Consider the following 24730-nt stretch of genomic DNA (forward strand, 5'->3'; position numbering starts at 1 on the left):
AGTTTCTCCTTTCGGAATAGATAAGTGATTATTAAGAGAGGAATGAGAATATATCCCGAACCCAGATAGGAAAAGTAGTAAAAAAACTTATTGAAGAAGGGATTATCAATATCGTTTATCAACCTGAAAAGATAAATATTTAACTCAAAGTTTTCTATTACCATCTCAAAAACTCTTCCAGTATATCTTCCTTTCGCTTATTTCTTCTAAGGTAGTTCACAACATACTTGCCTATTATGTCCAGTTCAACGTTCATTAAGTCCCCAACCTTTTTAAACTTCAGGTTAGTGTTGTTATAGGTGTGTGGAACTATGTTTATGTAAACACTTTTTCCCTTTACGTAGTTAACCGTCAAGCTTATCCCGTCAAGGGCTACAGAGCCCTTCTCCACAATAAAGCTCCTGGCTTCTTCCGGTATATCAACCACCAGTTCGTAATGCTCTCCGAGGAATTTCAAGCTCCTTATAGGAGCTGTGAAGTCAACATGTCCCTGAACTATGTGTCCACCTAATCGGTTTCCGAGTTTTAGTGCTCTTTCAAGGTTGACGTAATCTCCTTTTTTCAAAAGGCCTAAATTCGTCCTTTTCAGGGTCTCCGGGGATACGTCAAAGGAGAGAAGTCTGTTTCCTATTTTCACAACTGTGAGACACGCACCGTTAACCGATATACTGTCCCCTACCTTTACATCATTAAAACTACTCTCAACGGTAAGAACCGCTCCTTTTGAGCTTAGCTTTATATCTAAAACTTTTCCTACTTCCTCAACGAGTCCCGTAAACATCTCAGATGGCAAGTCTCATGTTTATTCTGTACGCTTCTCTGTCTATGGGCTTATACTCCTTAGCTTTTTCAAAGTCTTGTATGTAGAACTTTCCTTTTTCATACGCCACATACCCCGAACGTTCACCGGCTATAAGACTTTCGTAAGCGACTATTCCGAACTTAGTTCCCATCATTCTGTCGTAATGGGTGGGAGAGCCTCCCCTTTGAATATGTCCAAGAACCGTTGACCTTATCTCTCCGTACTTCCCACCTATCTTTTCAAAAAGATACTTCTCAAGCTCATTAGCTTTTCCGTATCCCTCCGCGAGGACGATAATGAAGTGGAGCTTTCCCATAGACTTCGCCTTTTCTATCTCTTCAGGAATTTTATCCCTCGGGAACTTCTCCTCGGGAATTAAGATGAGCTCAGCCCCCGTGGCAAGACCAACCTCAAGGGCTATAAATCCCCTGTTCCTTCCCATAACCTCAACGATGAATATTCTTTCGTGGGAGCTTGCTGTGTCCCTTATCTTGTCAACCGCCTCAACTGCGTTTCTTACGGCAGTGTCATATCCTATGCAGTATTCCGTTCCCCCGACGTCGTTATCAATAGTGCAGGGGATACCTATCACGGGCATTCCTGTTTCTTCCGCTATTACCCTTGCTCCCTCAAGGCTTCCCTCCCCACCAAGAACTATTAGTGCATCTATCTCCTTTTCCTTTAGATTTCTGTATGCTATCTCCCTGTATTCAAGCTTTTTAAATCTTTCCTCACGGGAAGATAGGAGTATTGTTCCTCCTCTTCCCAAAATTCCCCCTACGTCCCTGCTCGTTAGTTTTATAAAGTCTCCTTCTATCAGTCCCCTGTACCCTCTTCTTATTCCTATTACTTCGTTCCCCTCCCTTTCGGCATACCTTACAATCGCACGAATAACGGGATTCATACCAGGGGCATCACCTCCGGAGGTTAAAATTCCTATCCTCATACCTTTACTCCCACCTTCTCTCTCAGTTCTCTAGCCATATCAACCATATTCCTGAGTGCGGGAATAACCTCTTCCCACCTTCTCGTTTTGAGTCCACAGTCGGGATTTACCCAAAGGAGCTCCTTGGGAAGAACTCTCATAGCTCTCGTCATTATTAGCTTCATCTCTTCTTTTGTAGGAATTGCAGGAGAGTGTATATCGTATACCCCTATTCCTATCTGCCTGTCCCAACCCTTAAATTTTTCGAATACTTCTATTATCTCTCCCTTGCTTCTTGAGGCCTCTATTGAGATGACGTCAAAGTCCATCTCGTAGATGTATTCAATTATTTCGTTAAACTCGGAGTAGCACATATGGGTGTGTATCTGGGTTTCGGGCTTTGCCCTTGAAGCAAGCCTGAAGGCCTTTATAGCCCAGTCGAAGTATTCGGGCCAATCTCTCTTTTTCAATGGTGCACCTTCTCTGAATGCAGGTTCATCAATCTGGATTATCTTTATTCCTGCATTTTCAAGGTCCTTTACTTCGTCCTGGAGTGCTAAAGCTATCTGGTAGGCTATCTCCCTCTTGGGTATGTCCTCCCTGTAGTAGCTCCAGTTAAGGATGGTTACGGGTCCCGTAAGCATTCCCTTCACGGGCTTTGAGGTAAGGGATTGGGCGTAGGTTATCTCCTCAAGGGTCATAGGATTGGGTCTTGATACGTCTCCGTAAATTATAGGAGGTCTGTAAACCCTTGAACCGTAAGAGAGAACCCAACCGTGTTTTGTAGTCGCTATTCCATCAAGCTTTATAGCAAAATACTCAACCATATCGGAACGCTCAAACTCACCGTGAACGAGAACGTCAAGTCCTATATCTTCCTGAACTTCTATAGCATATTTAATTTTCTGCTTTATGAACTTCTTGTACTCCTCTTCCGTAATCTTTCCGTTTCTGTATGCGGTTCTCATTCTTCTTACGTCTTCCGTTTGGGGGAAAGAACCTATCGTTGTTGTTGGAAATAGGGGGAGCTTAAGGATTTCCTGCTGAATTTTATCCCTTTCCTTATAGGGAACTTCCCTCCTGAAGTCCTCTTCTCTGAGGGAAGCTATCCTCTTTTTAACTTCGGGATTTTCCGCATAAACTGCGGTCATAACCTTCTCGGACTCTTCCGCTTCCCTCATTGCCTCTTCCTTCCCTTCAAGAGCTTCTTTTATGAGTTTAAGTTCCCTTAGCTTTTCCTTTGCGAAAGCGAGCCTCTCTTTTAATCCTTCGGGGAGTTCGTCTTCCGGCTCAACGCTTACGGGAAGGTGGTAAAGGGGTTGGGCATTTGAAATTACAAGGTTTTCCGAAATCTTAAGGAGCTCTTCAACCTGGTTTAACTTTTCCCTAAGATTTGCCCTCCAAGGTTGGCGTCCGTTTATTACACCTGCTATGAGCTCCTTGTCCTTCGGGAACCCTTTTTCCCTCAGGTTTTTCAGGTTTTCCTCATTTGAGACGAGGTCCAAGTGAAGGGCTTTTACGGGAAGTTCAAGAAATTTATCGTAGTCGGAAACGGAATCGTAATAGGTGAGTATCCCTATATCAAGGCCAACTTTTGAGAGCTCTTCATATATTTTCTTCACAAGCTCCCACTCGTAGTTTTCCATGTCTGTAACGAGCGCAGGCTCCTCAAAGTGAACCCTTTCCGCTCCTGTTTCTTTAAGCGTTCTTAGAACCTCTGCGTATACGGGTATTAAGGCATATGCAAACTTGTTTAATCTCTCTTCGTCCTCTATTTTTTCCATAAGAATTACGGGAATACCTTCTTCTTCAATCCTTTTGGGAGCTTTTGAGAGCTTAAGGAAGGTGTATAGACCTACAATATGGGGAACCGTGTTTATTCCCTTTTCCTTGAAGAATTTATACTCCTCAAGGGGTTTGTTTACCAAGAGCTTGAAGTTTTCTCCCTCAAGCTCGGGAACGAGATAGTGGTAGTTTGTGTTAAACCACTTAGTAAGCTCAAGAGCGTTTTTTCCCCTTGCCATCTCAAAGTAAGTTTCAAGTCCCTTATATTCACCAAAGCGAGAGGGAATAGCACCTACCATAACCGCTGTATCAAGCATAAAGTCGTAGTAGGAAAGCTCGTTTGATGGAATTATCTCTACGTTTTCCCCGTAGGCTTCCGCTCTTTTAAGGTTAAGTTCTTCCATGCCCTTATTTAACTCTTCCTCGGTTATGTTTCCCTTCCAGAAGCTTTCAAGAAGCTTTTTGAACTCTCTTTTTTCTCCGAGTTTCGGGAAACCGAAAGCAAATGTTCTTAGCATTCCTCTCCTCCTTTGAATTCTACCTATTATATTTCTTAAAATATCTTTTATGAAAAGGGATTTCGTTGACCTTTGGGACCTCACTCCCGAAGAGGTAAACCTGATACTCAAGAAAACACTGCGGGTAAAAAAGGGAGAGGAAGAGCTCGGAAAACCCCTAAGCGGTAAAAGTTTTGCTTTAATATTTACAAAACCTTCAACGAGAACCCGTGTATCCTTTGAAGTAGGTATTTATCAGCTCGGCGGTAACGCTATGTTTTTTCAGGAAAAGGAACTCCAGGTCTCAAGGGGTGAGGACGTAAAGGATACCGCAAGGACCTTATCAAGGTACGTTGATGGGATAATCGTTAGAAACCACTCACACGCGTGGTTAAATGAACTTGCAAAATACTCAAGCGTTCCCGTGATAAACGCTCTCACGGAGCGTTCTCATCCCTGCCAGATTTTGAGTGACCTTTTTACTTTATACGAGACCTTCGGTGATGAAATGAAGAGAATTAAGATTGCTTACGTAGGGGACGGGAATAACGTATGCAACACCCTTATGGTGGGTGCAGGAATGGCAGGTCTCAAACTCTTTGTTGCCACCCCGGAAGGTCACGAACCGAGTAGTTATTACTACAAGAAAGCTCTTGAGTTTGCAAAGGATACAGGTGGAGAAGTTGAGCTAACAAACGACCCAACGGAAGCGGTAAAAGATGCGGACATCGTTTACACGGATGTATGGGTAAGCATGGGGGAAGAAGGGAAGAACCTTGAGGTTTTTAAACCCTTTCAGGTAAACCAAGGTCTACTATCAAAGGCTAAAGATACCGTTAAAGTTATGCACTGTCTTCCCGCAAAGAAGGGACAAGAGATAACCGAGGACGTCTTTGAGAAGAATGCGGACTTTATATTTACCCAAGCGGAAAACAGGCTTCACACTCAGAAAACACTCATGGCATTCCTGTTTAAAGGACTTCAAGCTTAGCCTTTAATGCTCCCGCCGCCTTTATCGCCTGCAAAACTTGAATTATCTCCCTCGGCGTTGCCCCTATTTTATTTAAAGCGTTGACAAGCTCAGAAACGGTAGCTCCCTTTATCTGAACAAGCCTCCTTTCCTCCTCCTTTACCTCTATCTCAGTTCTGGGTAATACTTTCGTTTCTCCGGGAGAGAGAGGAGGAGGCTGGGATACAACAGGTCTTTCGGTTATCTTTATAACCAGTGAGCCCACAGCGACAGCTACGGGCTCTATTGTGACATTTCCACCGAGAAGAACAATTCCCGAACGGCCGTCTATTATCACCTTTGCTACACTTGAGGTTTTAACTTCTATATTCTCAAGTTTAGCTATAAAGTCAACGGGGTTTATACCTTCGGGTATTTTCACCCTTATTGTTGCACTGTCAACAGCAGTTGCGAGCTTCTTTCCGAAGAAGTCGTTAATAGCATCCTGAACGTTCTTAGCGGTTGTAAAGTCCGGTTCATCAAGGTATACGTTCACTTCCTTAAGGTCAAAAGAAAAAGGTAAATCCTTCTCAAGTATAGCACCGTTAGGAATTCTCCCTACCGTAGGTACGTTTTTCACTTGAGCCGCACCTCTTCCCCTTGCTTCGTATCCTCCTACTATTACCTGACCCTGGGCTATCGCGTATATCTTTCCGTCAGGTCCTCTTAAGGGTGTCATAAGAAGTGTTCCTCCCTCAAGACTCTTAGCGTCACCTATTGAGGAGACTTCAACGTCAAAGCGCATTCCGGCCTTTGCATACGGGGGGACCTTTGCGGTAACCATAACCGCAGCTACGTTCTTAACAGTTATCCTTCTCGGGTCAACGGGAATACCCATTCTCCTCAGCATGTTTGCGAGACTTTGAACCGTAAACTGGGTAGCTTTCCCATCCCCCGTTCCTTTTAGTCCCACAACGAGACCGTATCCTATAAGGTAGTTATACCTGTTTCCTTCTATGCTTGCTATGTCCTTTATCCTTACACCGAAGGTGAAGGAGATAAAAAGCATTAAAAGGGAAAGATTAAAGAAAAGATTTTTGCCAGCCATCCCGGTTCCCCTCCGCTTACCAGATATCCTTTGCCTTCAAAGAATATTTCCATATCCGCTATCTTATCGCTCGTTACTGTATTTGACGAGTCAATATCCTCCTGCCTTACTATACCCCTTAAGACGAACTCCCTTTTTACTCCGTTTACCTCAATATACTTTTTAGCCTCTATTAACATAGTTCCGTTCGGAAAAACCTTTAAAACTCTACCCGCAAGGGTTGTTGTTAGGATACCGCTTTGTTGATACTTACTCCCTGCTTTTGAAGAAAGAGAAGCCTTTCCTTGTGCTCCTAAGTTTTTCAAGGTTGCGGGGTGAACCCCGAAGAAGGAGGTTATAGCGTTTGAGAAAGAAGAACTCCTTCCTATATTTGAAGAAACCTGTTCTATAGCGTTTACACTCTCAATTACGCGAACGTATATTACGTCACCGACCTGCGAAGCTCTTACAGAGCCATACAGATATGCATCCGAGGGTGTTCTGTAAAGGCTTCCCTTTGCCGGCTTTGGTATCTCGTAGTTTCCGGGAAAACTGTGGGTGTATTTATGTTTCTTCTCCGCTTTTGTTGAACATGAAACAAGGATAATAAGGAGGATTAACCAAAAAGTCATCTTTTATAAAGAATATAGCAACCTTGCTAAATTTTTGCTATAATTATGAAGCCATAATGGAAATACGCCTTGAGGGTAAGGTTTCTCTTGTAACCGGTTCAACACGGGGAATAGGAAAGGCCATAGCCGAAAAGCTCGCCTCCGCAGGAAGTAACTTAATTATAACAGGGAGGGACCAAAGCAAAGCCCAAGAAGTTGCAAGGGAAATTAAAGAGAAGTTTTCCGTTGAAACCCTCGGCTTATCAATGGATGTCGGAAATCCCGAGAGTGTAAAAAAGGCCTTTGACGAGATAAATAAAACCTTCGGCGGTGTTGACATACTTGTGAATAACGCAGGCATAACCAGGGATAAGCTCTTTATGAGAATGAATCTTGAGGACTGGGAAGAAGTAATAAGAACAAACCTTACGGGTGCTTTTCTCGTTACCCAGCAAGCTATAAAGAAGATGATAAAGCAGAGATGGGGAAGGATTATTAACATATCCTCGGTAGTAGGATTTATAGGAAACGCAGGCCAGACCAATTACGCTTCGACGAAAGCGGGACTAATAGGTTTTACGAAGTCCCTTGCAAAAGAGCTTGCTCCCAGGAACGTCCTCGTTAATGCGGTTGCTCCGGGCTTTATAGAGACCGATATGACCGCGGTTTTATCCGAGGACATAAAGAAGAAGTATAAGGAGCAGATACCTCTCGGGAGGTTCGGAAGTCCCGAGGAGGTTGCAAACGTAGTTTTATTTTTATGCTCCGATATGGCGAGTTATATAACCGGCGAAACAATACATGTAAACGGAGGAATGTTTTAAAAAGGAGGTAAGGTATGAGCTTGGAAGAGAGGGTTAAGGAGATTATTGCCGAGCAATTAGGAGTTGAGAAGGAGAAGATAACGCCCGAGGCTAAGTTCGTTGAAGACCTCGGAGCGGACTCCCTGGACGTTGTTGAACTTATTATGGCCTTTGAAGAAGAGTTCGGTATTGAGATTCCCGACGAGGATGCGGAAAAAATACAGACCGTCGGAGACGTTATTAACTACCTTAAGGAAAAGGTAGGAGGATGAGGAGAAGGGTAGTTATAACGGGTATAGGTGCGGTGACACCCATAGGAACGGGTGTTAAAAAGTTTTGGGAAAACCTCGTTAAAGGCGTAAGCGGGGTAGACCGTATAAAGAGCTTTAATCCCGACGATTACGGAATTCCCGTTAAGATTGCCGCTGAAGTAAAGGATTTTAAACCCGAAGAGTTTATGGACAAGAAGGAGGCTCGGAAGGCCTCCCGTTTTGTTCAGTTTGCCATAGCGGCGGTAAAGGAAGCCCTTGAAGATAGCGGACTGCTTGAAAGTGAATACGACCCCTACAGGGTAGGGGTTATCATCGGAACGGGAATAGGGGGACTGAAGGACATAGAGGACCAGACACTAATCCTTAAGGAAAAGGGTGCAAGAAGGGTTTCCCCTTTCTTCATTCCCTATGGAATTTCCAACATGGCCTCAGGTCTTGTTGCCATAAGGTGGGGATTTAAAGGTCCGAACTACTGCGTTACCTCTGCTTGTGCTACGGGAAACCACGCCATAGGTGACGCATTCAGGCTTATACAGAAAGGAGACATCGACGTTGCCATAGCCGGAGGAACGGAAGCGGCAATAACACCCCTGGGTGTCGCAGGATTTGCGTCTATGAAAGCCTTATCAACGAGAAACGACGAACCTCAAAAGGCATCAAGGCCCTTTGACAGGGACAGGGACGGTTTCGTTATGGGAGAGGGTGCGGGTATACTCATCCTTGAGGAATACGAAAGGGCTAAAAAGAGGGGGGCAAAGATATACGCCGAGCTCGTGGGATACGGGGCAACCGATGACGCTTATCACATAACCTCACCCCACGAGTGTGGAGAAGGAGCTTACGAGTGTATGAGGTCGGCTCTGGAAGATGCAGGGATAAAACCCGAAGAGGTTGATTACATAAACGCTCACGGAACGTCAACACCTCTTAACGATAAGACGGAAACAATGGCCATAAAACAGCTCTTCGGTGAACACGCGTATAAGCTTAAGATATCTTCAAACAAGTCCATGATAGGACATCTTCTCGGGGCTGCCGCAGCAGTTGAGGCGGTTGCAACCGTGAAAACCATAGAAACAAACATAATACCTCCTACAATAAACCTTGAGAATCCGGACCCGGAGTGTGATCTTGATTATGTCCCGAACAAGGCAGTTGAGCATCCAGTAAGAGTAGCCCTATCAAATGCCTTCGGTTTCGGAGGAACGAACGCTACCCTCGTATTTAAGAAACCGGAAAGATGAGGTTAATCCTTGCTTCCTCTTCTCCCCGCCGTATAGAGATTCTTTCCTTACTTGGTTTGGATTTTGAAGTAATTCCGGCCAAGATAGAGGAGAAACCGATTGAGGGAAGGCCTATTCTTACAGCGAGAAAGCTATCAAGGGAAAAAGCCCTGTCCGTTTGGAATAGATACAAGGAAGCTATTGTTATAGGTGCGGATACGCTCGTATTTCTGGGAAACGAGATTATAGGAAAACCGAAGAACGAGGAAGATGCAAAAAGGATACTTAAAAGGCTTTCGGGAAGATGGCACGGCGTCGTTACCGCGGTCTCAATTATATCAAAAGGAAAGAAGCTAACTTTTCACGACGTTGCACGGGTAAAGTTCAGGGAGCTTACCGAGAAGGAGATAGAGGACTATATCAGGAGCGGTGAACCCCTTGATAAAGCGGGAGCTTACGGAGTTCAAGGTTTTGGGGCGGTTATCGTTGAAAGGATACAGGGGAACTTCTATACGGTTATGGGTCTCCCTGTTGTTAAGGTCTACAAAGCTCTAAAGGGCTTCCTCTATAATACCTCCTCCTAAAAGCGTATCACCGCCGTAGAAAGCTATTACCTGTCCGGGGGTTATTCCTCTTACATCCTCTTTAAACTTCACTACGTATCCGTTCTCAGTCCTCGTTATCTCCTCCACGGGAACCGGAGTATGTCTGTATCTTATCTGAGCTGAAACATCTTTCCACTTTTCTATAGGAACGTGAAAGTTTATATCCTTCACGAGAAGTTTATCGTTGTAGAGGTATTTTTCCTCACCTACTACGACGGTATTCGTTTCGGGTTGAATATCAATTACGTAAAGGGGCTTTCCGTAGGATATACCGAGTCCTCTTCTCTGACCTATAGTGAACCTGTATATTCCCTCGTGTTTTCCGAGTATTTTCCCCGAAACGTGCCTTATAACGCCTTTTCTTTTTCCTACAATTTCCTCAAGATACTCTCCCGGTGACTTTCCCATAAGGAAGCAGACCTCTTGGGAGTCTTTCTTCCTGGCAACTTCAAGGCCATACTTCTCAGCTATCTTCCTTACCTCCTCCTTTGTAAAATCTCCAAGGGGAAAAAGTAAAAGCTCCAAATCCTCTTTTCTTACAAGGGATAAGAAGTATGTTTGGTCTCTTCTTCTGTCCTTTGGTCTCTTTATAACGTGACCGAGATTTTCATCCTTCTCAATCTTTGCGTAATGTCCCGTGGCAAGCTTGTCTATATCCGCAACGTTCTTAAGGTATCTTGCGAAAAATCCCGTCTTTACATCCCTGTTACATACAGCACAGGGGTTCGGTGTTCTTCCCTTCAGATACTCATCAACGAAGTAGTCTATAACCTTTGTCTTAAATACTTCCTCCCAGCTAAAGACCAGGTGGGGAATCCCGAGCCTCTTTGCAACTCTTGATGCATCCTGAACGTCCTTGGGTGAACAACAAACGTTGTGAGTTCCGTTAACCTCGCAAGCCTCCACGGTGTGGAATCTCAGGGTTACACCTATTACCTCGTATCCCGCTTCCTTCAAGAGAAGTGCGGTGACGCTACTGTCAACGCCACCGCTCATTCCTACCGCTACCTTCATCAGAAGATTAAATTTAAATAGCTTTAGATAAAATAAACATATGGAAACCTTAAAGGAATGGAACTTTAAACTCAAGCTCGTAAGAACGAGAAGGGGAGCAATACTCCACATAATTGAGCTCGGCAAGAACCATTTTTTCATAGAACAGAATCCATTAAAGGACAGTAAATACGGATACGCATACAGGAAGATTAAACAGAAGTTCCCCGAGTTCTTTATGTTCTGGGAGATAAAGGATAACAAGTATACGGGAAGGCTTCTTGCGGGGGCTATTCTTGAAAAGAAAGAGATTGACGAGTTTATAACGGATATTTTAAAAAGTGAGGAGTATAAGAAATACGAAGATATTCTGGAGAGTATAGAAAATGAGCAAGAAAAGGGAAAGATTGATTGAACAGATAAAGGAGCTCATTGCTAAATACGTTGTTGAGAATGCTCCCCCCGACATAGGAGTGATAAGCATAACAAGGGTTGAACTCACAAAGGACGGAAGCAGAGCAAAGGTTTTTTTCACCGTTATTCCCGAGGATAACTCAGAAAGGGTTAAAAGCTTTCTTGAAGAAAATAAAAGGGATATAACCGAAAGAATAAAAAAACTCAGGATAAAGGTTATTCCTAAACTTGAGTTTGAAGAGGATAAAGAGATAAGGATTATGGAAAAGCTCTGGAATGAGCAGGTATGATGCGGTAATCGTAGGAAGTGGGCCTGCGGGAGCTTCCTGCGGAAAATACCTTGCGGAAAAAGGATTAAAAGTTTTAATTCTTGAGAAGAAGAAACTCCCGAGGTTTAAGCTGTGCGGTGGAGCCCTTTCCTCAAGGTTTTCAAAATATCTGCCTTCCGACTTTAAAACTAAAGTTTTAAACGTAATAAACAAAGGTGTTTTGGGATTCAGAGGAGAAAAATCAACAATTAAAGAAAGTAAAGAGGTGGCTTACATAATTGATAGGTCGGATTTTGACCATTACCTCACTCAAAAGGCTTTATCTTCGGGAGCAGAACTGTGGGAAGAGGTGGAATTTTCGGGATTTTCGGAAGAAAAGGGAAAGATAATCGTCTATACATCAAAAGGAAAGGTTGAAACGGATTTTCTTTTAGGTGCGGACGGCTTTTACAGTAAGGTTTCAAAGCTTATCGGCTACAAAAAAGAGAAATTTTACCGTTCCGTTGAGATTTTAGCGGAAGGGGAGATGGAAAGAGACTCGATAATAATAGAAATAGGTCTCGTTAAAAGGGGATATCTTTGGATTTTTCCGAAGGGTGATTTACTGAATATAGGAGTCGCATCAACGGATAAAGAAAATCTCAATAAAGTTATTGAGGAATACTTAAAAAAACAGGGAAAGGTAAAAGTAAAAAAGCTTTACAAACCCAAGGGATGGTTTATACCCTTTACCGAAAATGAAAAGGACTTACATCTCGGAAGGGGAAGGGTTTTACTTCTCGGTGATGCGGGGAACTTTGTTGACCCCCTTCTCGGGGAGGGTATTTATTACGCATACCTGAGCGGTTTAAAAGCCGGGAAAGCCATACTGGAGAATCCCCAAAATCCTGTAAAGAATTACTCCAAAGAGGTTAGCGATTTACTCTCGGAGTTTATATACGCAGGAAAGATAGCAAGACTTGCTTACAGATTCCAAAAGGTAGCTTACCGCATGGGAGCGGGAAAATCCCTTGAGAAGTATATGGAACTCCTTAAGGGAAGTGAAAACTACAAAAGTTTGTATAAAAGAGGTTGGTTGGATTTTGTGAGGAGTTTTATACTTTCTCTCCTTAGGCTTTAAAATAAAATTCTTTTACTATGGAAGAAATCAAGGAGTACAATCCAAAGGAGATAGAAGAGAAGTGGAGCAGATACTGGATAGAGAAGGCTCTTTACCATGTTGAGAAACCTGAAGTCAAGAAGAAGTTTTCCGTCGTAATACCTCCACCGAACGTTACGGGCTCCCTCCATATGGGACACGCACTTAACGCAACCCTTCAAGACGTTATAGTCAGATGGCAGAGGATGAAGGGAAGACAGTGTGTGTGGGTTCCCGGATTTGACCACGCGGGTATAGCAACCCAATACGTTGTTGAAAAACAGCTCGCAAAGGAAGGAAAGAGCAGGCTTGAGCTCGGGAGGGAGGAGTTTTTAAAGAAGGTATGGGAGTGGGTTCCCGAATCAAGGAACGCAATAAGAACACAGCTCACTAAACTCGGCGTATCCGTTGACTGGAAGAGGGAAAGGTTTACACTCGATGAGGGATTTTCAAGGGCTGTAAGAAAAGCGTTCAGAACCCTATATGAGGAGGGATTAATATACAGGGCGGAGTATATAGTAAACTGGTGTCCGAAAGACTTAACCGCTTTATCGGACCTTGAGGTTGAGTATGAAGAGGAAAAGGGAAACCTTTGGTATATAAAGTATCCCATAGTAGACGAGGAGGGGAAGGAAACCGGTGAGTTTATAACCGTTGCGACAACAAGACCCGAAACCATGCTTGGGGATACAGCGGTAGCGGTAAATCCTAAGGACGAGAGGTATAAACACCTGATAGGTAAAAAGGCTAAGCTCCCCCTTGTTAACTGGGAAAGAAGGGACTTGAAGGGAAATCCCGTTGAAAGTCTAATACCAATAATAGCGGACGAAAGGGTAAAGATGGATTTCGGAACGGGAGCGGTTAAGATAACACCCGCACACGATCCCCTTGACTTTGAAATAGGAAAGACCCATAGTCTACCCTTCGTTAAGGTAATAGACGAAAATGCAAAGATGACGGAAAACGCGGGAGAGTTTAAGGGGCTTGACAGGTATGAGGCTAGAAAGAAAATAGTTGAAAGGCTTGAAAAAGAAGGATACCTTGAAAAAGTTGAGGAAATTGTTCACTCGGTAGGACACTGCTACAGGTGTAAAACCGTAATAGAGCCCCTTGTTTCGGTTCAGTGGTTTGTAAAAGTTTCCGACCCGAGAATAAAGGATACAGCCATAAAGGTGGTGGAGGAAGGAGTAAAAGAAAGGGAGGAAAAGGAGCTTTATATTCAGCTCGTCAAAGCCGAAGAGCTCAGCGTTGTTATCCCTGTAAAGGAAGGTGGAAGGCATACCGTCGTCGTAGTGCTTGATAAGACTGCAAAATTCCTTGCAGGAAAGAGGGAAGGAGAACTCGCATACATCTACTATACAGATGAGGAATCCCTTGAGAGGGCTAAGGAGCTTGCAAAAGAGATTAAAAATTACGAGTTCTTTGTTGCCTACGAAGGAGTTCCAAAAGTAGTCATATTCGGAAACGAACAGTTGCTCGAGCCGGGAACGTATCTCTTTGTTTATGACGGTGAGAAACTTGATATGTATTCCCTGAACGGGAAACCCAAGTTAATAAAAAATCTCGGAAAAGGTGAGGCGGACCTTGAGGTTTCCCAGAAATCTATGAGTGTAAAGGTAGAGAGGATAAAGAAGGTAGAGGAAAGAGAAAAAAGGATAAAGTTTATTCCAGAACACTGGAAGAAGTTTTACCTTGACTGGATGTATAACCTCAAAGACTGGTGTATATCAAGACAGATATGGTGGGGACACAGAATACCCGTATGGTATTGCAAGGACTGCGGAAACGTAAACGTGTTTACGGACGACGACTTTGACAGGGCATACGACAAGATAATATTCAACCTTATTGCGGACGGGAAGATAGAGCAGGAGTTTACACCTGAAGAGGTTGAAAAGGTCTTAAAATCCCCCCACTTCGTCCATCCCGATATGACGGTTCTTGATTTCTACAAGAAGTTTGTTTTTCACAGATATTACAACACCGATATAACCGCGGATTCCCTAAGGCTCTTTTTCACTCAGGACGCAAACCCCATGGCAATGTTAACCCCCGGTGTATCCACGAGAAACCTGTACAGATATGATTCCCAAAAAAAGAAATGGAAAATGGTGTTAAGGTGTAAAAAGTGTCGCTCGGAAAACCTTGAACAGGAAAAAGATGTCCTTGATACATGGTTCTCTTCCGCACTATGGCCTTTCGGTGTCTTCGGGTGGCCCGAACAGACAGAGGATCTGAAGAACCTATATCCAACGGACCTTCTCGTCACCGGGTTTGACATCATATTCTTCTGGGTTGCGAGAATGATTATGATGGGAACCCACCTTGCAGGGGATATTCCCTTTTATGACGTTTACGTTCACGCACTCGTAAGAGACAAATACGGAAGAAAGATGTCAAAGACTATAGGAAACGTAATAGACCCTCTTGATATCATAGAGAAATACGGAGCGGACGCACTCAGGTTCACCCTTGCTATACTCACGGTTCAGGGAAGGGATATAAAACTCGCAGAGGAAAAGTTTGAGGGTTATAAACACTTCGCTAACAAGATATGGAACGCCTCAAGATACGTCCTTATGAACACACCCGAGGATATAATAGCGAGAATCCCATACATGGCTCCCCTCAAGCCTGAAGACAAATGGATAATAACGAAACTAAACGAGACTGCTCAAGAGGTAAACGAAGCTCTATCGGAATACAACTACTCCCGTGCAGCTCACGCAATTTACGAGTTCCTATGGAGTGATTACTGCGACTGGTATATAGAGTTCACAAAAGAAAGAGTTTACAAGAAAGCTCCGGAAGACAACGAGGAGGAAAAGGCGAGGATAGAAAACGAAAGAACAACAGCCATTTACACCCTCTTATATGTTCTTGAGAAAGCCCTTAGAATACTCCACCCGTTCATGCCCTACATAACGGAAGAGATATGGCACAAACTCCCGAATGCTGAAGGGGAAAGCATCTCCCTTACGGAGTTCCCCGAAAAGAACGAAGAGGAGATATACGAAGAAGATAAAAAGAAGATTGAGAGATTAAGAGAGATAATAACAGCCATCAGGTCTCTTCGCTCCGCCCTCCAGATAAAGCCCTCCGCAAAGGTAAAGGCTTCCTTCAGAACGGAAAGTGAGTTCTCAAAAAAGGTAATAGAGGAGTTCAAGCACCACATACTCAATCTCGCAAGGCTTGAGAGCTTTGAGGAAGTAAGTGAAAGACCCGAAAAAACCGTTGCAACATTCTCAAGGGATACAGAGGTATACCTCCACATAGAAGGACACGTAAATCTTGAGGAACTCCTATCCTCTTATGAGAAAAAGAAGGAAAAGCTTATGAAGGAGCTTGAGAGAGTAAATAAGAAACTATCAAACGAGAACTTCCTCAAAAAAGCACCCGTTGAGGTAGTTGAGAAGGAAAAACAGATAAAGGAAGAGCTTGAAAGCGACCTTAAAAAGCTTGAGGAGATACTGAAAGTTCTCAAAGGCTGAACTTTTCCCCTTTTTCTTCCTAATTTAATACCTTATGTTCGTCAGAATTTTACCGCCCGAGGTAAGAAGAAAGATTGCAGCGGGGGAAGTTATAGACGCCCCCGTTGATGTTGTAAAAGAACTTATAGAAAACTCCCTCGATGCAAAAGCGACAAAACTTGAAATTGAAGTAGTAAAAGGAGGTAAAAGACTTATCAGAGTTAAGGATAACGGAATAGGTATCCACCCGGAGGATATAGAAAAGGTCGTCCTCTCGGGAGCTACGAGCAAGATTGAAAAGGAAACAGACCTGCTAAATATAGAAACATACGGCTTCAGAGGAGAAGCACTTTACTCCATCTCAAGTGTTAGCAAATTCAGACTAAGGTCAAGGTTTTACCAGGAAAAGGAAGGAAGAGAGATAGAAGTTGAAGGGGGAACGCTAAAAAGCGTAAGAAGAGTGGGAATGGAGATAGGAACGGAGGTGGAAGTATACGATTTATTCTTTAACCTCCCTGCGAGAAAGAAGTTTTTAAGAAAGGAAGATACCGAAAGAAAAAAGATAACCGAGCTCGTAAGAGAGTATGCGATAACAAATCCTGAGGTTGAGTTTATATTATTTTCCGAAGGAAAACAAACCATAAACCTGAAAAAAAAGGACATAAAGGGAAGAATTGAAGATGTCTTTGAAGTTCAGTTTGAAGAATTAGAAACAGAAAAGGAAGGAATAAAGGTAAAGTGTTTTATTTCAAGAAACCAAAAAAAAGGAAAATACTACATCTTTGTAAACTCAAGACCTGTTTATAACAAAAACCTGAAAGAATACGTAAGGAAAACCTTCGGTTATAAAACTATGGTTGTTTTATTTATAGAAATCCCTCCTTTTCTCGTTGACATTAACATCCACCCTAAGAAAAAAGAGGTAAAGTTCTTAAAAGAAAGAAAAGTTTACGAACTAATAAGGGAGCTGTCGTCAAAAAAACACCCAATCCTCGATATACCTATACTTCGTCAGAAAAGCGAAAGCTATAAACCGACATACGAAGTTATAGGACAGCTTAACGATACTATTATCCTTGTAAGTGATGGAAACTTCTTATACTTCATAGACCAGCATCTTCTTGATGAAAGGATAAACTACGAGAAAAACGGCAATGAGGAAGTCGCCTGCAGAATTTCGGTAAAAGCGGGAGAAAAATTAACAAACGAAAAGATAAAAGAGCTCATAAAGGAATGGAAAAAACTTGATAATCCCCACGTATGCCCACACGGAAGACCCATATACTACAAGGTTCCCTTAAAGGAGATATACGAGAAATTAGGAAGGAGTTTTTAAGGTAAAATTCTATAACAAAATGTTCGGCATTAAGTTTTCCCTTTCCCTTATAGGGATAATAATGTTCCTCGTTACTTTTGCGGATTTCTTTGCACCTTATCCCTATGACCTTCAGAACAGACATGCCCCCTTTCACCCTCCTACAAGAATTCACATATTCAAAGAGGGAAAAATTACGTTTCCATACGTTAATAAGTATGAGCTTGTAGACCCTTTATTTAAGGTTTACAGGGAAAATAAAAAGGTTTCGTGCAGACTTAAGTTTTTCAGTAAAACGGAATTCGGATTTAAGTTCGTAAGCGTTGAAAAACCCTGCAACCTATACCTCCTCGGAACGGACAAGCTGGGAAGGGATGTATTTTCAAGACTTCTTTACGGGGGAAGATACTCTCTCGGAGTAGCCCTCATAGGAACTATCACAACTTTTCTAATCGGTGCCCTAATAGGGGGAATATCGGGCTACTTCGGAGGTTTAACGGACACCATAATAATGAGAACTGCGGAAGTTCTTATGTCCATTCCCGCCTTTTACCTTCTGTTGTCTTTGAGAGCCGTCTTTCCTCTGGAACTCTCTAGCGGGGAGGTGTTTTTAATAATAGTATTCATCCTTTCATTTCTCGGGTGGGCAGGGCTTGCCCGTGTTGTCAGGGGAATGGTTCTCTCTATAAGGGAAAAGGAGTTCGTTCTTGCGGCAAAAACATACGGGGCTTCAACCCTTAGAATACTTTTTAAGCACATTCTTCCCAACACATACTTTTACCTTATAGTTTCCGCGACTATGTCTATCCCCGCCTTCATTCTGGGAGAAGCATCACTCTCCCTCCTAGGACTCGGTATACAGGAACCCGTTCCAAGCTGGGGAAACATGCTCTCGGATGTTAGGAACGTTAACATACTTTCCTCATACCCCTGGCTTGCCTCTCCCGGGATGGCTATATTCCTGACAATTGTAGGTTTTAATATCCTCGGAGATAGCTTACTGAAGAAATACAGACATGAAAGTCAGGGTAAATAAAACGGGAAAACTATTCATCGGAATAACAATTGTTATGGGTGTTGCCGCTGTAAATACTGGAAATAACCTACTCTACCTTATCGTTTCCTATATGCTTTCGGGTATGCTTGTAGCGGGTGTGATATCCATTTACAACCTTAGGAAATTAAGAATAACGGTAAAACTCCCCGAAGAGGTATACGCAGGCATACCTGTAAACGGAAAGGTAGGTGTTAAGAAGGAGGGATATTTTCCCTCCTTTCTCATAAAGATAAGCAACGGATATTCCGAAGTTCTCTTTACAACAGTTGATAAAGACTTTAAGTTCAAGGAAGCAAAGTTTCTTTTTCCCGACAGGGGGTATTATAAGAAGCTAAAGCTTGAAGTGAGTTCGGACTTTCCTTTAGGGATGTTCACAAGGCTATACGAGACGGAAATTGATATAAACCTCTTCGTTTTTCCCAAACCTTTAAAAACAAATCCTGAGGAAGTTATCTTGAAGAATTCAAGGGGAAGGGAAAGCGTAGAAGAGAAGGGAAGGGGAAACGAAGATATAAAGGAGATAAAAGACTACACGAACGAACCCGTAAAGTTAATACATTGGAAGATTTCCGCAAAATACGACGAGCTGAAAGTTAAGGTTATGGAAGGGAAAGAGGAAAAAGCGATTATTCTCAGCCTTGACGCTGTTAAAGGAAACAAAGAAGAGAGATTATCCAAACTTACTTATCTTATAAACGAATACATGAGTAAGGGATATGCTGTGGGTCTTGAGTTGGGAAAAAAGAGGATAAGTCCGTCTACGGGAAGAAATCATAAGCTCAAACTTTTGAAAGAGCTTGCCCTTTATTAATTTCCGTATACTTTCTCCATAAGGCTTCCTTTAACTCATCAAGGCCTTCTCCGGTAAGTGCTGAAATTGCGTAAAACTCGTATCCCATACTTTCGAAGGCTTTTTTGAGCTCATTAAGAAGCCCTTTATCACTAAGAGCGTCTATTTTGTTTGCTACTACTATTTGGGGCTTTTTTGCAAGCTCAGGACTGTACAGGTGTAGCTCCCTGTTAATAGCTTTAAAAGCTTCCAAGGGTTCCCTATCCCTAAAGTCGGATACATCTATTATATGAGCCAAGAACTTTGTCCTCTCTATGTGCCTTAAAAACTCATGGCCGAGCCCCGCCCCCTTATGAGCATCCTCTATAAGACCCGGTATGTCCGCAATAACAAGCCTTCTATCCCAATCAAGCTCCATAACACCGAGGTTCGGTGTGAGAGTCGTAAAGGGATAATCCGCTATCTTCGGATTTGCCCTCGTGAGCTTAGATAAAAGTGTTGACTTGCCAGCGTTCGGAAATCCAACAAGACCCACATCCGCTATGAGTTTCAGCTCAAGTATGATCCACCTTTCCTCTCCCGGCTCTCCCTTTTCAGCATAAGTAGGTGCTTGGTTCGTAGGCGTTGCAAACCTTGCATTCCCCCTTCCTCCCTTTCCTCCTTTAGCAACTACACATCTTTGTCCTTCCTTAACAAGGTCGCATATAACCTCTCCCGTCCGGGCATCCTTTACAACTGTTCCCACCGGAACGTAAATTATTAGATCCTCACCGTTCTTCCCGTGCATCTTCTTTCCTTTTCCGGGTTGCCCGTTTTCTGCTACAAAGTGCTTTTTATACTTAAAGTCAAGGAGTGTATGTTTTGAAGAGGTTGCAACGAGGATAACGTCCCCTCCTTTTCCTCCATCTCCCCCTGCAGGTCCACCTTTTGGTCTATACTTCTCCCTTAAAAAGGCAACCGCTCCGTCTCCTCCTTTTCCGGCCCTTACGTAAATCTTTACCCTGTCAACGAACCTATCCATACCAAAAGATTAAATATATACCCTTTAGTCCCTGAAAGCTTCTTGAAAATCAACGGTTTTAATAACCTTCTATCCACATTTTTTCCACAATTTATCCACAATTCATCCACATTATCCACATAATTTATCCACACGGAACTTTTATCCCTTGATTTTCAAGGAGTTTATAAATACGCATATCTTTACCATAAGTAATTCATAGAACAAAACTTTTAACACATTATGTGGATAAAAAGGGAAGGTATGTGGAAAACTCATAAGTCTTTCATAGAACTTGACAATTTTACAACAGAAAAATTAAGAATTATAAATAACTTATGAAGAGAATGTGGATAAATGTGGATAAGTGCATAAGTGTATCGTAGAACTGAACAATTTAATCAAGGTAAAATTACGTAATATAAATAACTTATGAACAACATGTGAATGAAATGTGGATAAAATTTTCTAAAAACATTGAAAATCAAAGGGGTGTGAATTTATCCACAGGATTTTCACGGCCCTATTATTATTCTTTAAATACAAAATAATAAGTATGGAAATAGATAGAGAAGAAATAGAGAAAAAGGTTAAGGAGCTTGTAGAGCCCGTTATAAAGGGTATGGGGTTTAAGCTATTTGACGTAGAGTTCAAACCCGAAGGAAGGGGATGGGTTCTCAGAATTATAGCGGATAAAGAAGGAGGTATAACCATTAAAGATTGTGAGGAGATTAGTAAAAGGGTAAGTGCACTTCTTGACGTTGAAGACATGATTCCCTTTTCTTATCTGCTTGAGATAAGTTCTCCGGGACTTACGAGACCGCTTACAAAGCTAGAACATTACGATTTTTTCAAGGGAAGACTTGTTAAACTTATCCTTAAAGAACCAATAGGAGGAAAAAGAGAAGTGGTGGGAACTATAGAGGGTGTTAAGAACGGTATAATAGATATTCGCGACAAGGAAAAGGGTGAAGTTCTACACATCCCCTTTTCTGCTATAGCTAAGGGAAGGCTGGAGATAGAAAGATGGTAAAGGGAGCTCTTCAGAAACTGATAGAGCAGGTTGCGGAGGAACATGACCTACCCGAAAAGGTCGTTGAAAAAGCGCTGAAAAATGCGATAGCAATAGCGATAAGAAGGGATAAAAAGATAAAGGACAACATAGAAGTTGAGTTTACGGATGAAGGTATTAAGGTTTATACCGTAAAGAAGAAGGGAAACAAGAAGTTAAAGTTTCCCCTTGATATATCCCCGGAGGACGTCAACAGAATTGCGGCTTTTGCTGCGAAGGAGGAATTCTTAAGGGAGCTTGAAAAAGCTGAACAGGAAAGGGGATTTCTTGAGTTCAAAGAGCTTGAAGGTGAAATCGTTTACGGGATTGTAAGGAAAGCTCTTGAAAACGGCGACGTAATAGTTGACCTCGGTAAAATAGACGCAATACTTCCGAAAAGGGAACAGCTTCCCGGTGAAACGTATAAAACTGGAGATAGGGTAAAAGCTTTACTACTTGAAGTTAAAAAGGTAAGGGGAGAACCCATATTGATTCTTTCACGAACACATCCCAGCTTCCTTAAGAAACTTTTAGAACAAGAAGTTCCCGAAATCAGGGAAGGGCTGATAGAGGTTAAAGCGGTTGCAAGAATACCGGGAGAAAGGGCAAAAGTTGCGGTAGATGCTAAGGAGATGAAGATGGACCCTGTTGGTATAGTTGTCGGGTTAAAGGGAACGAGAATTCAGAAAATATCTGAGGAGCTGGGAGGTGAGAAGATAGACGTAATAAGGTGGAGTGACGATATAGCAGAGCTTATAAGGAGAGCCCTTGCACCCGCACATCCTCAAAAGATTAGGCTCTTCCCTTACGAGAGGAGAGCAGAGGTCGCGGTTCCGGAAGAAGAACTTTCCCTCGCAATCGGAAAGAAAGGGGTAAATGTAAAGCTTGCTTCAAAATTAACAGGGTGGCATATAGACGTATTATCTCTAAAGGATTTTGAGAAACTTGAGGAACTTAGAAAGAAGGACGATGAAGGAAAAAGTGAAGAATCTTCTGAGGCTTAGTATAGAGAAGCTCGTATACGGCGGATACGGATTATCAAGAATAAACGGGAAAACGGTTTTCGTGAGGTTTGCAGCACCTAAGGAGTTAGTTGATGCGGAAGTAATAAAGGAGAAAAAGGATTACTCTGAGGCACTGGTAAAGAAAATAGTTCTATCTTCTCCTTCAAGGCGAGAGGCTCCATGCCCCTATTACGGTATTTGCGGAGGCTGTCAACTCCAGCATATAACTTATGAGGAACAGATAAACTCAAAGAAGAACATACTACTTGAAAGCCTCGAGAGAATAGGAAAGCAGAAGGAAGTTCCCTACAAAGGGGAGATACCTTCAAAAAAGGAGTTCAACTACAGGGTAAGGGTTCAGTTCAAGGTTCAAGAGGGAAAGGTAGGATTCTACAGATGGGATAAGAAAGAGGTTGTAGATATAAAGGAGTGCCTCCTTGCTCACGAAAAGATAAACTCCCTTATACCCTACATCAGGGAAAGTATGAAGGTTATAAAGGACGTTCAAGAGGTTCACGTAAATTACTCTCCGTCTAGAGACGAGGCTACGCTTAAGTTTGTAACGATAACACACACGGAGGAATCTCTACTTGAGAATCTACTTGAGGACGTTTTTCCCTCATGGGTTGTTGGTATAGGGAACTACGGAAGGGTGGGGAACACTCTTGTAAAAAGGTATAAAGTGGGAAGGGAACACATATTTATGGACGCAGGTAATTGGAAATACAGGGTAAGTAATGACAGCTTCTTTCAGGTTAACTACACCCTTTGGGAGGATTTTATAAACTCCGTTGTTGGCCTGAGCGATAAGTTCAAAAAGGCCGCCGACCTTCACGCGGGTGTGGGATTTTTCACGATACCTCTTTCCGAAAAGGGAAACTTCGTTGAGGGGGCTGATGCAAACCCATCCGCTGTAAAAGATGCGGAATACAACGCAAGGTTAAACGGTAGGGATAACGTTGTTTTCACGGAATCAACAGCCTATAAGTATATGAAAAGAAGAGCAGGAGAGATATTTGACCTTATACTCGTTGACCCACCAAGGAGCGGGCTTTTTAAAGAGGAAATAGACCTTCTCATTAAGAACAAGCCTGAGAGGATTATTTACGTTTCGTGTAATCCAACAACCTTTGCGAGGGACGTTAGAATGCTCACAAGAGGAGGTTACAAACTTACTTCCTTAAGGCTTATAGACAACTTTCCTCAAACCTTTCACATAGAGAGTATAGCCCTTCTTGAGCTTTCAGAGTAATTAGGAAACCTGGAACTCTATATAACCTTTTTCAGCCTTTACCGGCTTTACAACCGCTTTTTCCTCGCTCATAAACTGGACGAATCCTTCTATAAGTCCCGCAAGGAAATGAACAACCGGAGAGCCTTCATTTACTTCCCCCCTCATAGCTTCAGTAAACACGTCATTCCTAATTATAAGCTTTCCGTCTTCCGCCTTAATCTCGTCCGCGAATCCAAGTTCTTCCATTATTGATACGGTTCGGACCAGTGCCGTCTTCTTGTCAACTACTTCGGGGAGCTTGCCTATCAGACTTTGTAGAAGTTTTGGACCGCTGTGTCTTCCCGCTTCCCTGAGAACCGCACCCGCTCCCCTTTCACCTATTAAGTTCTTTACCCCCTCAATTGCGTCCACAAATGCTATTAAAAGAATGTCAGAGTCAACCATCCTTTTTATCTATATCATTAATAAGATAATCAATACCATAAGAACTTTTTAAAACCTTGAAAGCATCCGTTATACACCTGTCAAAGGTCTTCTCAAGGCTTCTTAGGAAGTAATAAAACTCCCTTTTAGGAATGTATGCTATCCCCGCCCACTTTCCCCTCTTAGTTAGAACAGAAGCAATACCGCTGAGAGGTATCCTCACGAGTCTTTCCTCAAGGAGTTTTTTGCCGGCATCTATTACCAGTATGTCTTCTCCTTTTAACTTCCTCATTCCTTTGTAAACACCGAAGTTTAGCGTTCCCTGTGTGTTGTTTATAAAGCAGAACTCAGGGAAAAGCTTAAAGGCCTCAAGGAACTCCTCGGTTATTACGGCATAAAGGTTATCTATTCCAAGCTTCTTTTTTATAAGTCTGTAATTTTCCTCGGTTAGTTTGAAAATACCGTCCTTTTGTTTTTCAAGTTCTTTGTAAAAAACGAGAAGAACTTTCATAAAGAAGAATTTTAGACCTGAAGGAGGATACTTCGGAGCTTTTCTGAATCTTTTTCTTCTTGGAGGAGTCCTCTGTCGTGTACTTGTTTATCAACTCTTGCGGGTTGGAGTTTGGAGATTATGTAGTCCATAGCTTTGTAAGCCTTTGAAGGGTCTCCGCAGGTGTAAACGTCAACGGTTGCTATACCGTGCTCGGGCCACGTGTGAATTGAGATATGGGATTCTGCAAGAAGTATAACCCCTGTCGCTCCGTGGGGTTGAAACTGGTAGTAATGGGAGGAGATTTTTGTAAGGTCTGCGTACTTGACAGCTCCCTCCAAAACTTCTCTGATATCTTCAACTCTGTCAATCTTATCCGCTTCAACTCCGTAAAGGTCCGCTAGGATATGCAGTCCGAGGGTCTTTGCCATTTCATATCCTCCCTTGAGAAGTTTTTAAAGAGTTTTACAAAGACTACATGTCGCATAATTGCCTCCTTAGGCAAAATAAAAGTATAATACAA

At 42.6% G+C, this 24730-nt stretch carries 25 protein-coding genes; 15 read left to right on the top strand and 10 right to left on the bottom strand.

Annotation, left to right across the window (positions count from 1 at the left end; all coding sequences use genetic code 11):
• Positions 1–157: 157 nt before the first annotated feature.
• From ACWB1W_RS04025 to metE, 3 genes are read right to left on the bottom strand one after another with little or no spacing between them, the layout of a single operon-like run.
• Positions 158–781, bottom strand: coding sequence for a riboflavin synthase (locus tag ACWB1W_RS04025; protein WP_479370105.1), 624 nt, complete (start codon positions 779–781; stop codon positions 158–160).
• Between the two features lies 1 nt (position 782).
• Positions 783–1748 (bottom strand): 6-phosphofructokinase, encoded by a 966-nt coding sequence (pfkA, locus tag ACWB1W_RS04030; protein WP_479370106.1) that lies wholly within the window; start codon positions 1746–1748, stop codon positions 783–785.
• Positions 1745–4030, bottom strand: a complete 2286-nt coding sequence (gene metE / locus ACWB1W_RS04035; protein ID WP_479370107.1) for a 5-methyltetrahydropteroyltriglutamate--homocysteine S-methyltransferase — start codon at positions 4028–4030, stop codon at positions 1745–1747. The genes pfkA and metE overlap by 4 nt, the downstream gene beginning before the upstream one ends.
• Positions 4031–4079: 49 nt before the next feature.
• Between metE and argF the strand changes: the two genes are divergently transcribed.
• The gene (argF, locus tag ACWB1W_RS04040) at positions 4080–5000 is read left to right on the top strand and encodes an ornithine carbamoyltransferase (RefSeq protein WP_479370108.1); all 921 of its coding nucleotides are present in this window, start codon (positions 4080–4082) and stop codon (positions 4998–5000) included.
• On the opposite strand, the gene ACWB1W_RS04045 is transcribed toward argF, so the two are convergent.
• Entirely contained in the window at positions 4981–6066 is a 1086-nt protein-coding gene (locus ACWB1W_RS04045; RefSeq protein ID WP_479370109.1) for a flagellar basal body P-ring protein FlgI, read from the bottom strand. The two genes, argF and ACWB1W_RS04045, sit on opposite strands and share 20 nt — an antisense overlap.
• Entirely contained in the window at positions 6027–6677 is a 651-nt protein-coding gene (locus ACWB1W_RS04050) for a flagellar basal body L-ring protein FlgH (RefSeq protein ID WP_479370110.1), read from the bottom strand. The genes ACWB1W_RS04045 and ACWB1W_RS04050 overlap by 40 nt, the downstream gene beginning before the upstream one ends.
• A gap of 56 nt (positions 6678–6733) precedes the next feature.
• Between ACWB1W_RS04050 and fabG the strand changes: the two genes are divergently transcribed.
• Genes fabG through ACWB1W_RS04070 form a run of 4 tightly spaced genes read left to right on the top strand, consistent with a single transcriptional unit; the run spans position 6734 to position 9538 of the window.
• Positions 6734–7480, top strand: a complete 747-nt coding sequence (fabG, locus tag ACWB1W_RS04055; RefSeq protein ID WP_479370111.1) for a 3-oxoacyl-[acyl-carrier-protein] reductase — start codon at positions 6734–6736, stop codon at positions 7478–7480.
• A 14-nt stretch (positions 7481–7494) separates the two neighbouring features.
• Entirely contained in the window at positions 7495–7731 is a 237-nt protein-coding gene (gene acpP / locus ACWB1W_RS04060; protein WP_010881114.1) for an acyl carrier protein, read from the top strand.
• The gene (gene fabF / locus ACWB1W_RS04065; protein WP_479370112.1) at positions 7728–8975 is read left to right on the top strand and encodes a beta-ketoacyl-ACP synthase II; all 1248 of its coding nucleotides are present in this window, start codon (positions 7728–7730) and stop codon (positions 8973–8975) included. Before acpP ends, fabF begins: the two co-directional genes overlap by 4 nt.
• Positions 8972–9538 carry a Maf family protein gene (locus ACWB1W_RS04070; protein WP_479370113.1) on the top strand — a complete coding sequence of 189 codons (567 nt, stop codon included), beginning with the start codon at positions 8972–8974 and terminating at the stop codon, positions 9536–9538. Before fabF ends, ACWB1W_RS04070 begins: the two co-directional genes overlap by 4 nt.
• Here the strand turns inward: ACWB1W_RS04070 and mnmA are convergent.
• On the bottom strand, positions 9506–10573 hold the full coding sequence (mnmA, locus tag ACWB1W_RS04075; protein ID WP_479370114.1) for a tRNA 2-thiouridine(34) synthase MnmA: 1068 nt from the start codon (positions 10571–10573) through the stop codon (positions 9506–9508). The two genes, ACWB1W_RS04070 and mnmA, sit on opposite strands and share 33 nt — an antisense overlap.
• 40 nt (positions 10574–10613) lie before the next feature.
• Here mnmA and ACWB1W_RS04080 point away from each other — a divergent pair, with 40 nt between their 5' ends.
• Genes ACWB1W_RS04080 through ACWB1W_RS04110 form a run of 7 tightly spaced genes read left to right on the top strand, consistent with a single transcriptional unit; the run spans position 10614 to position 19026 of the window.
• Positions 10614–10967: a DUF7132 family protein gene (locus ACWB1W_RS04080; protein WP_479370115.1), complete on the top strand. Its 354-nt coding sequence runs from the start codon at positions 10614–10616 to the stop codon at positions 10965–10967.
• Positions 10939–11256: a ribosome-binding factor A gene (locus ACWB1W_RS04085; protein WP_479370116.1), complete on the top strand. Its 318-nt coding sequence runs from the start codon at positions 10939–10941 to the stop codon at positions 11254–11256. Before ACWB1W_RS04080 ends, ACWB1W_RS04085 begins: the two co-directional genes overlap by 29 nt.
• Positions 11243–12355, top strand: a complete 1113-nt coding sequence (locus ACWB1W_RS04090) for a geranylgeranyl reductase family protein (protein WP_479370117.1) — start codon at positions 11243–11245, stop codon at positions 12353–12355. Before ACWB1W_RS04085 ends, ACWB1W_RS04090 begins: the two co-directional genes overlap by 14 nt.
• A gap of 17 nt (positions 12356–12372) precedes the next feature.
• The gene (locus tag ACWB1W_RS04095) at positions 12373–15864 is read left to right on the top strand and encodes a class I tRNA ligase family protein (RefSeq protein WP_479370118.1); all 3492 of its coding nucleotides are present in this window, start codon (positions 12373–12375) and stop codon (positions 15862–15864) included.
• Positions 15865–15898: 34 nt separating this feature from the next.
• On the top strand, positions 15899–17179 hold the full coding sequence (gene mutL, locus ACWB1W_RS04100) for a DNA mismatch repair endonuclease MutL (RefSeq protein ID WP_479370119.1): 1281 nt from the start codon (positions 15899–15901) through the stop codon (positions 17177–17179).
• 19 nt (positions 17180–17198) lie between these two features.
• Complete coding sequence (locus ACWB1W_RS04105; protein ID WP_479370120.1) at positions 17199–18194, top strand: ABC transporter permease; 996 nt, start codon at positions 17199–17201, stop codon at positions 18192–18194.
• Positions 18175–19026: a DUF58 domain-containing protein gene (locus ACWB1W_RS04110; RefSeq protein WP_479370121.1), complete on the top strand. Its 852-nt coding sequence runs from the start codon at positions 18175–18177 to the stop codon at positions 19024–19026. The genes ACWB1W_RS04105 and ACWB1W_RS04110 overlap by 20 nt, the downstream gene beginning before the upstream one ends.
• Here the strand turns inward: ACWB1W_RS04110 and obgE are convergent.
• Positions 18995–20026, bottom strand: a complete 1032-nt coding sequence (gene obgE, locus ACWB1W_RS04115) for a GTPase ObgE (protein WP_479370122.1) — start codon at positions 20024–20026, stop codon at positions 18995–18997. The two genes, ACWB1W_RS04110 and obgE, sit on opposite strands and share 32 nt — an antisense overlap.
• A gap of 535 nt (positions 20027–20561) precedes the next feature.
• Here obgE and ACWB1W_RS04120 point away from each other — a divergent pair.
• The 3 genes from ACWB1W_RS04120 to ACWB1W_RS04130 are packed head-to-tail and all read left to right on the top strand — an operon-like array spanning position 20562 to position 23312.
• Positions 20562–21038 carry a ribosome maturation factor RimP gene (locus tag ACWB1W_RS04120; RefSeq protein ID WP_479370123.1) on the top strand — a complete coding sequence of 159 codons (477 nt, stop codon included), beginning with the start codon at positions 20562–20564 and terminating at the stop codon, positions 21036–21038.
• Positions 21032–22060, top strand: a complete 1029-nt coding sequence (nusA, locus tag ACWB1W_RS04125) for a transcription termination factor NusA (RefSeq protein ID WP_479370124.1) — start codon at positions 21032–21034, stop codon at positions 22058–22060. The genes ACWB1W_RS04120 and nusA overlap by 7 nt, the downstream gene beginning before the upstream one ends.
• Positions 22026–23312, top strand: coding sequence for a class I SAM-dependent RNA methyltransferase (locus tag ACWB1W_RS04130; RefSeq protein ID WP_479370125.1), 1287 nt, complete (start codon positions 22026–22028; stop codon positions 23310–23312). The genes nusA and ACWB1W_RS04130 overlap by 35 nt, the downstream gene beginning before the upstream one ends.
• Here ACWB1W_RS04130 and ACWB1W_RS04135 read toward each other — a convergent pair whose 3' ends face one another.
• From ACWB1W_RS04135 to speD, 3 genes are read right to left on the bottom strand one after another with little or no spacing between them, the layout of a single operon-like run.
• Complete coding sequence (locus ACWB1W_RS04135; protein WP_479370126.1) at positions 23313–23738, bottom strand: hypothetical protein; 426 nt, start codon at positions 23736–23738, stop codon at positions 23313–23315.
• Complete coding sequence (locus ACWB1W_RS04140) at positions 23731–24228, bottom strand: hypothetical protein (RefSeq protein WP_479370127.1); 498 nt, start codon at positions 24226–24228, stop codon at positions 23731–23733. Before ACWB1W_RS04140 ends, ACWB1W_RS04135 begins: the two co-directional genes overlap by 8 nt.
• A gap of 11 nt (positions 24229–24239) precedes the next feature.
• Complete coding sequence (gene speD, locus ACWB1W_RS04145; protein WP_479370128.1) at positions 24240–24638, bottom strand: adenosylmethionine decarboxylase; 399 nt, start codon at positions 24636–24638, stop codon at positions 24240–24242.
• Positions 24639–24730 lie beyond the last annotated feature (92 nt).

Source organism: Aquifex sp., from assembly GCF_056494385.1.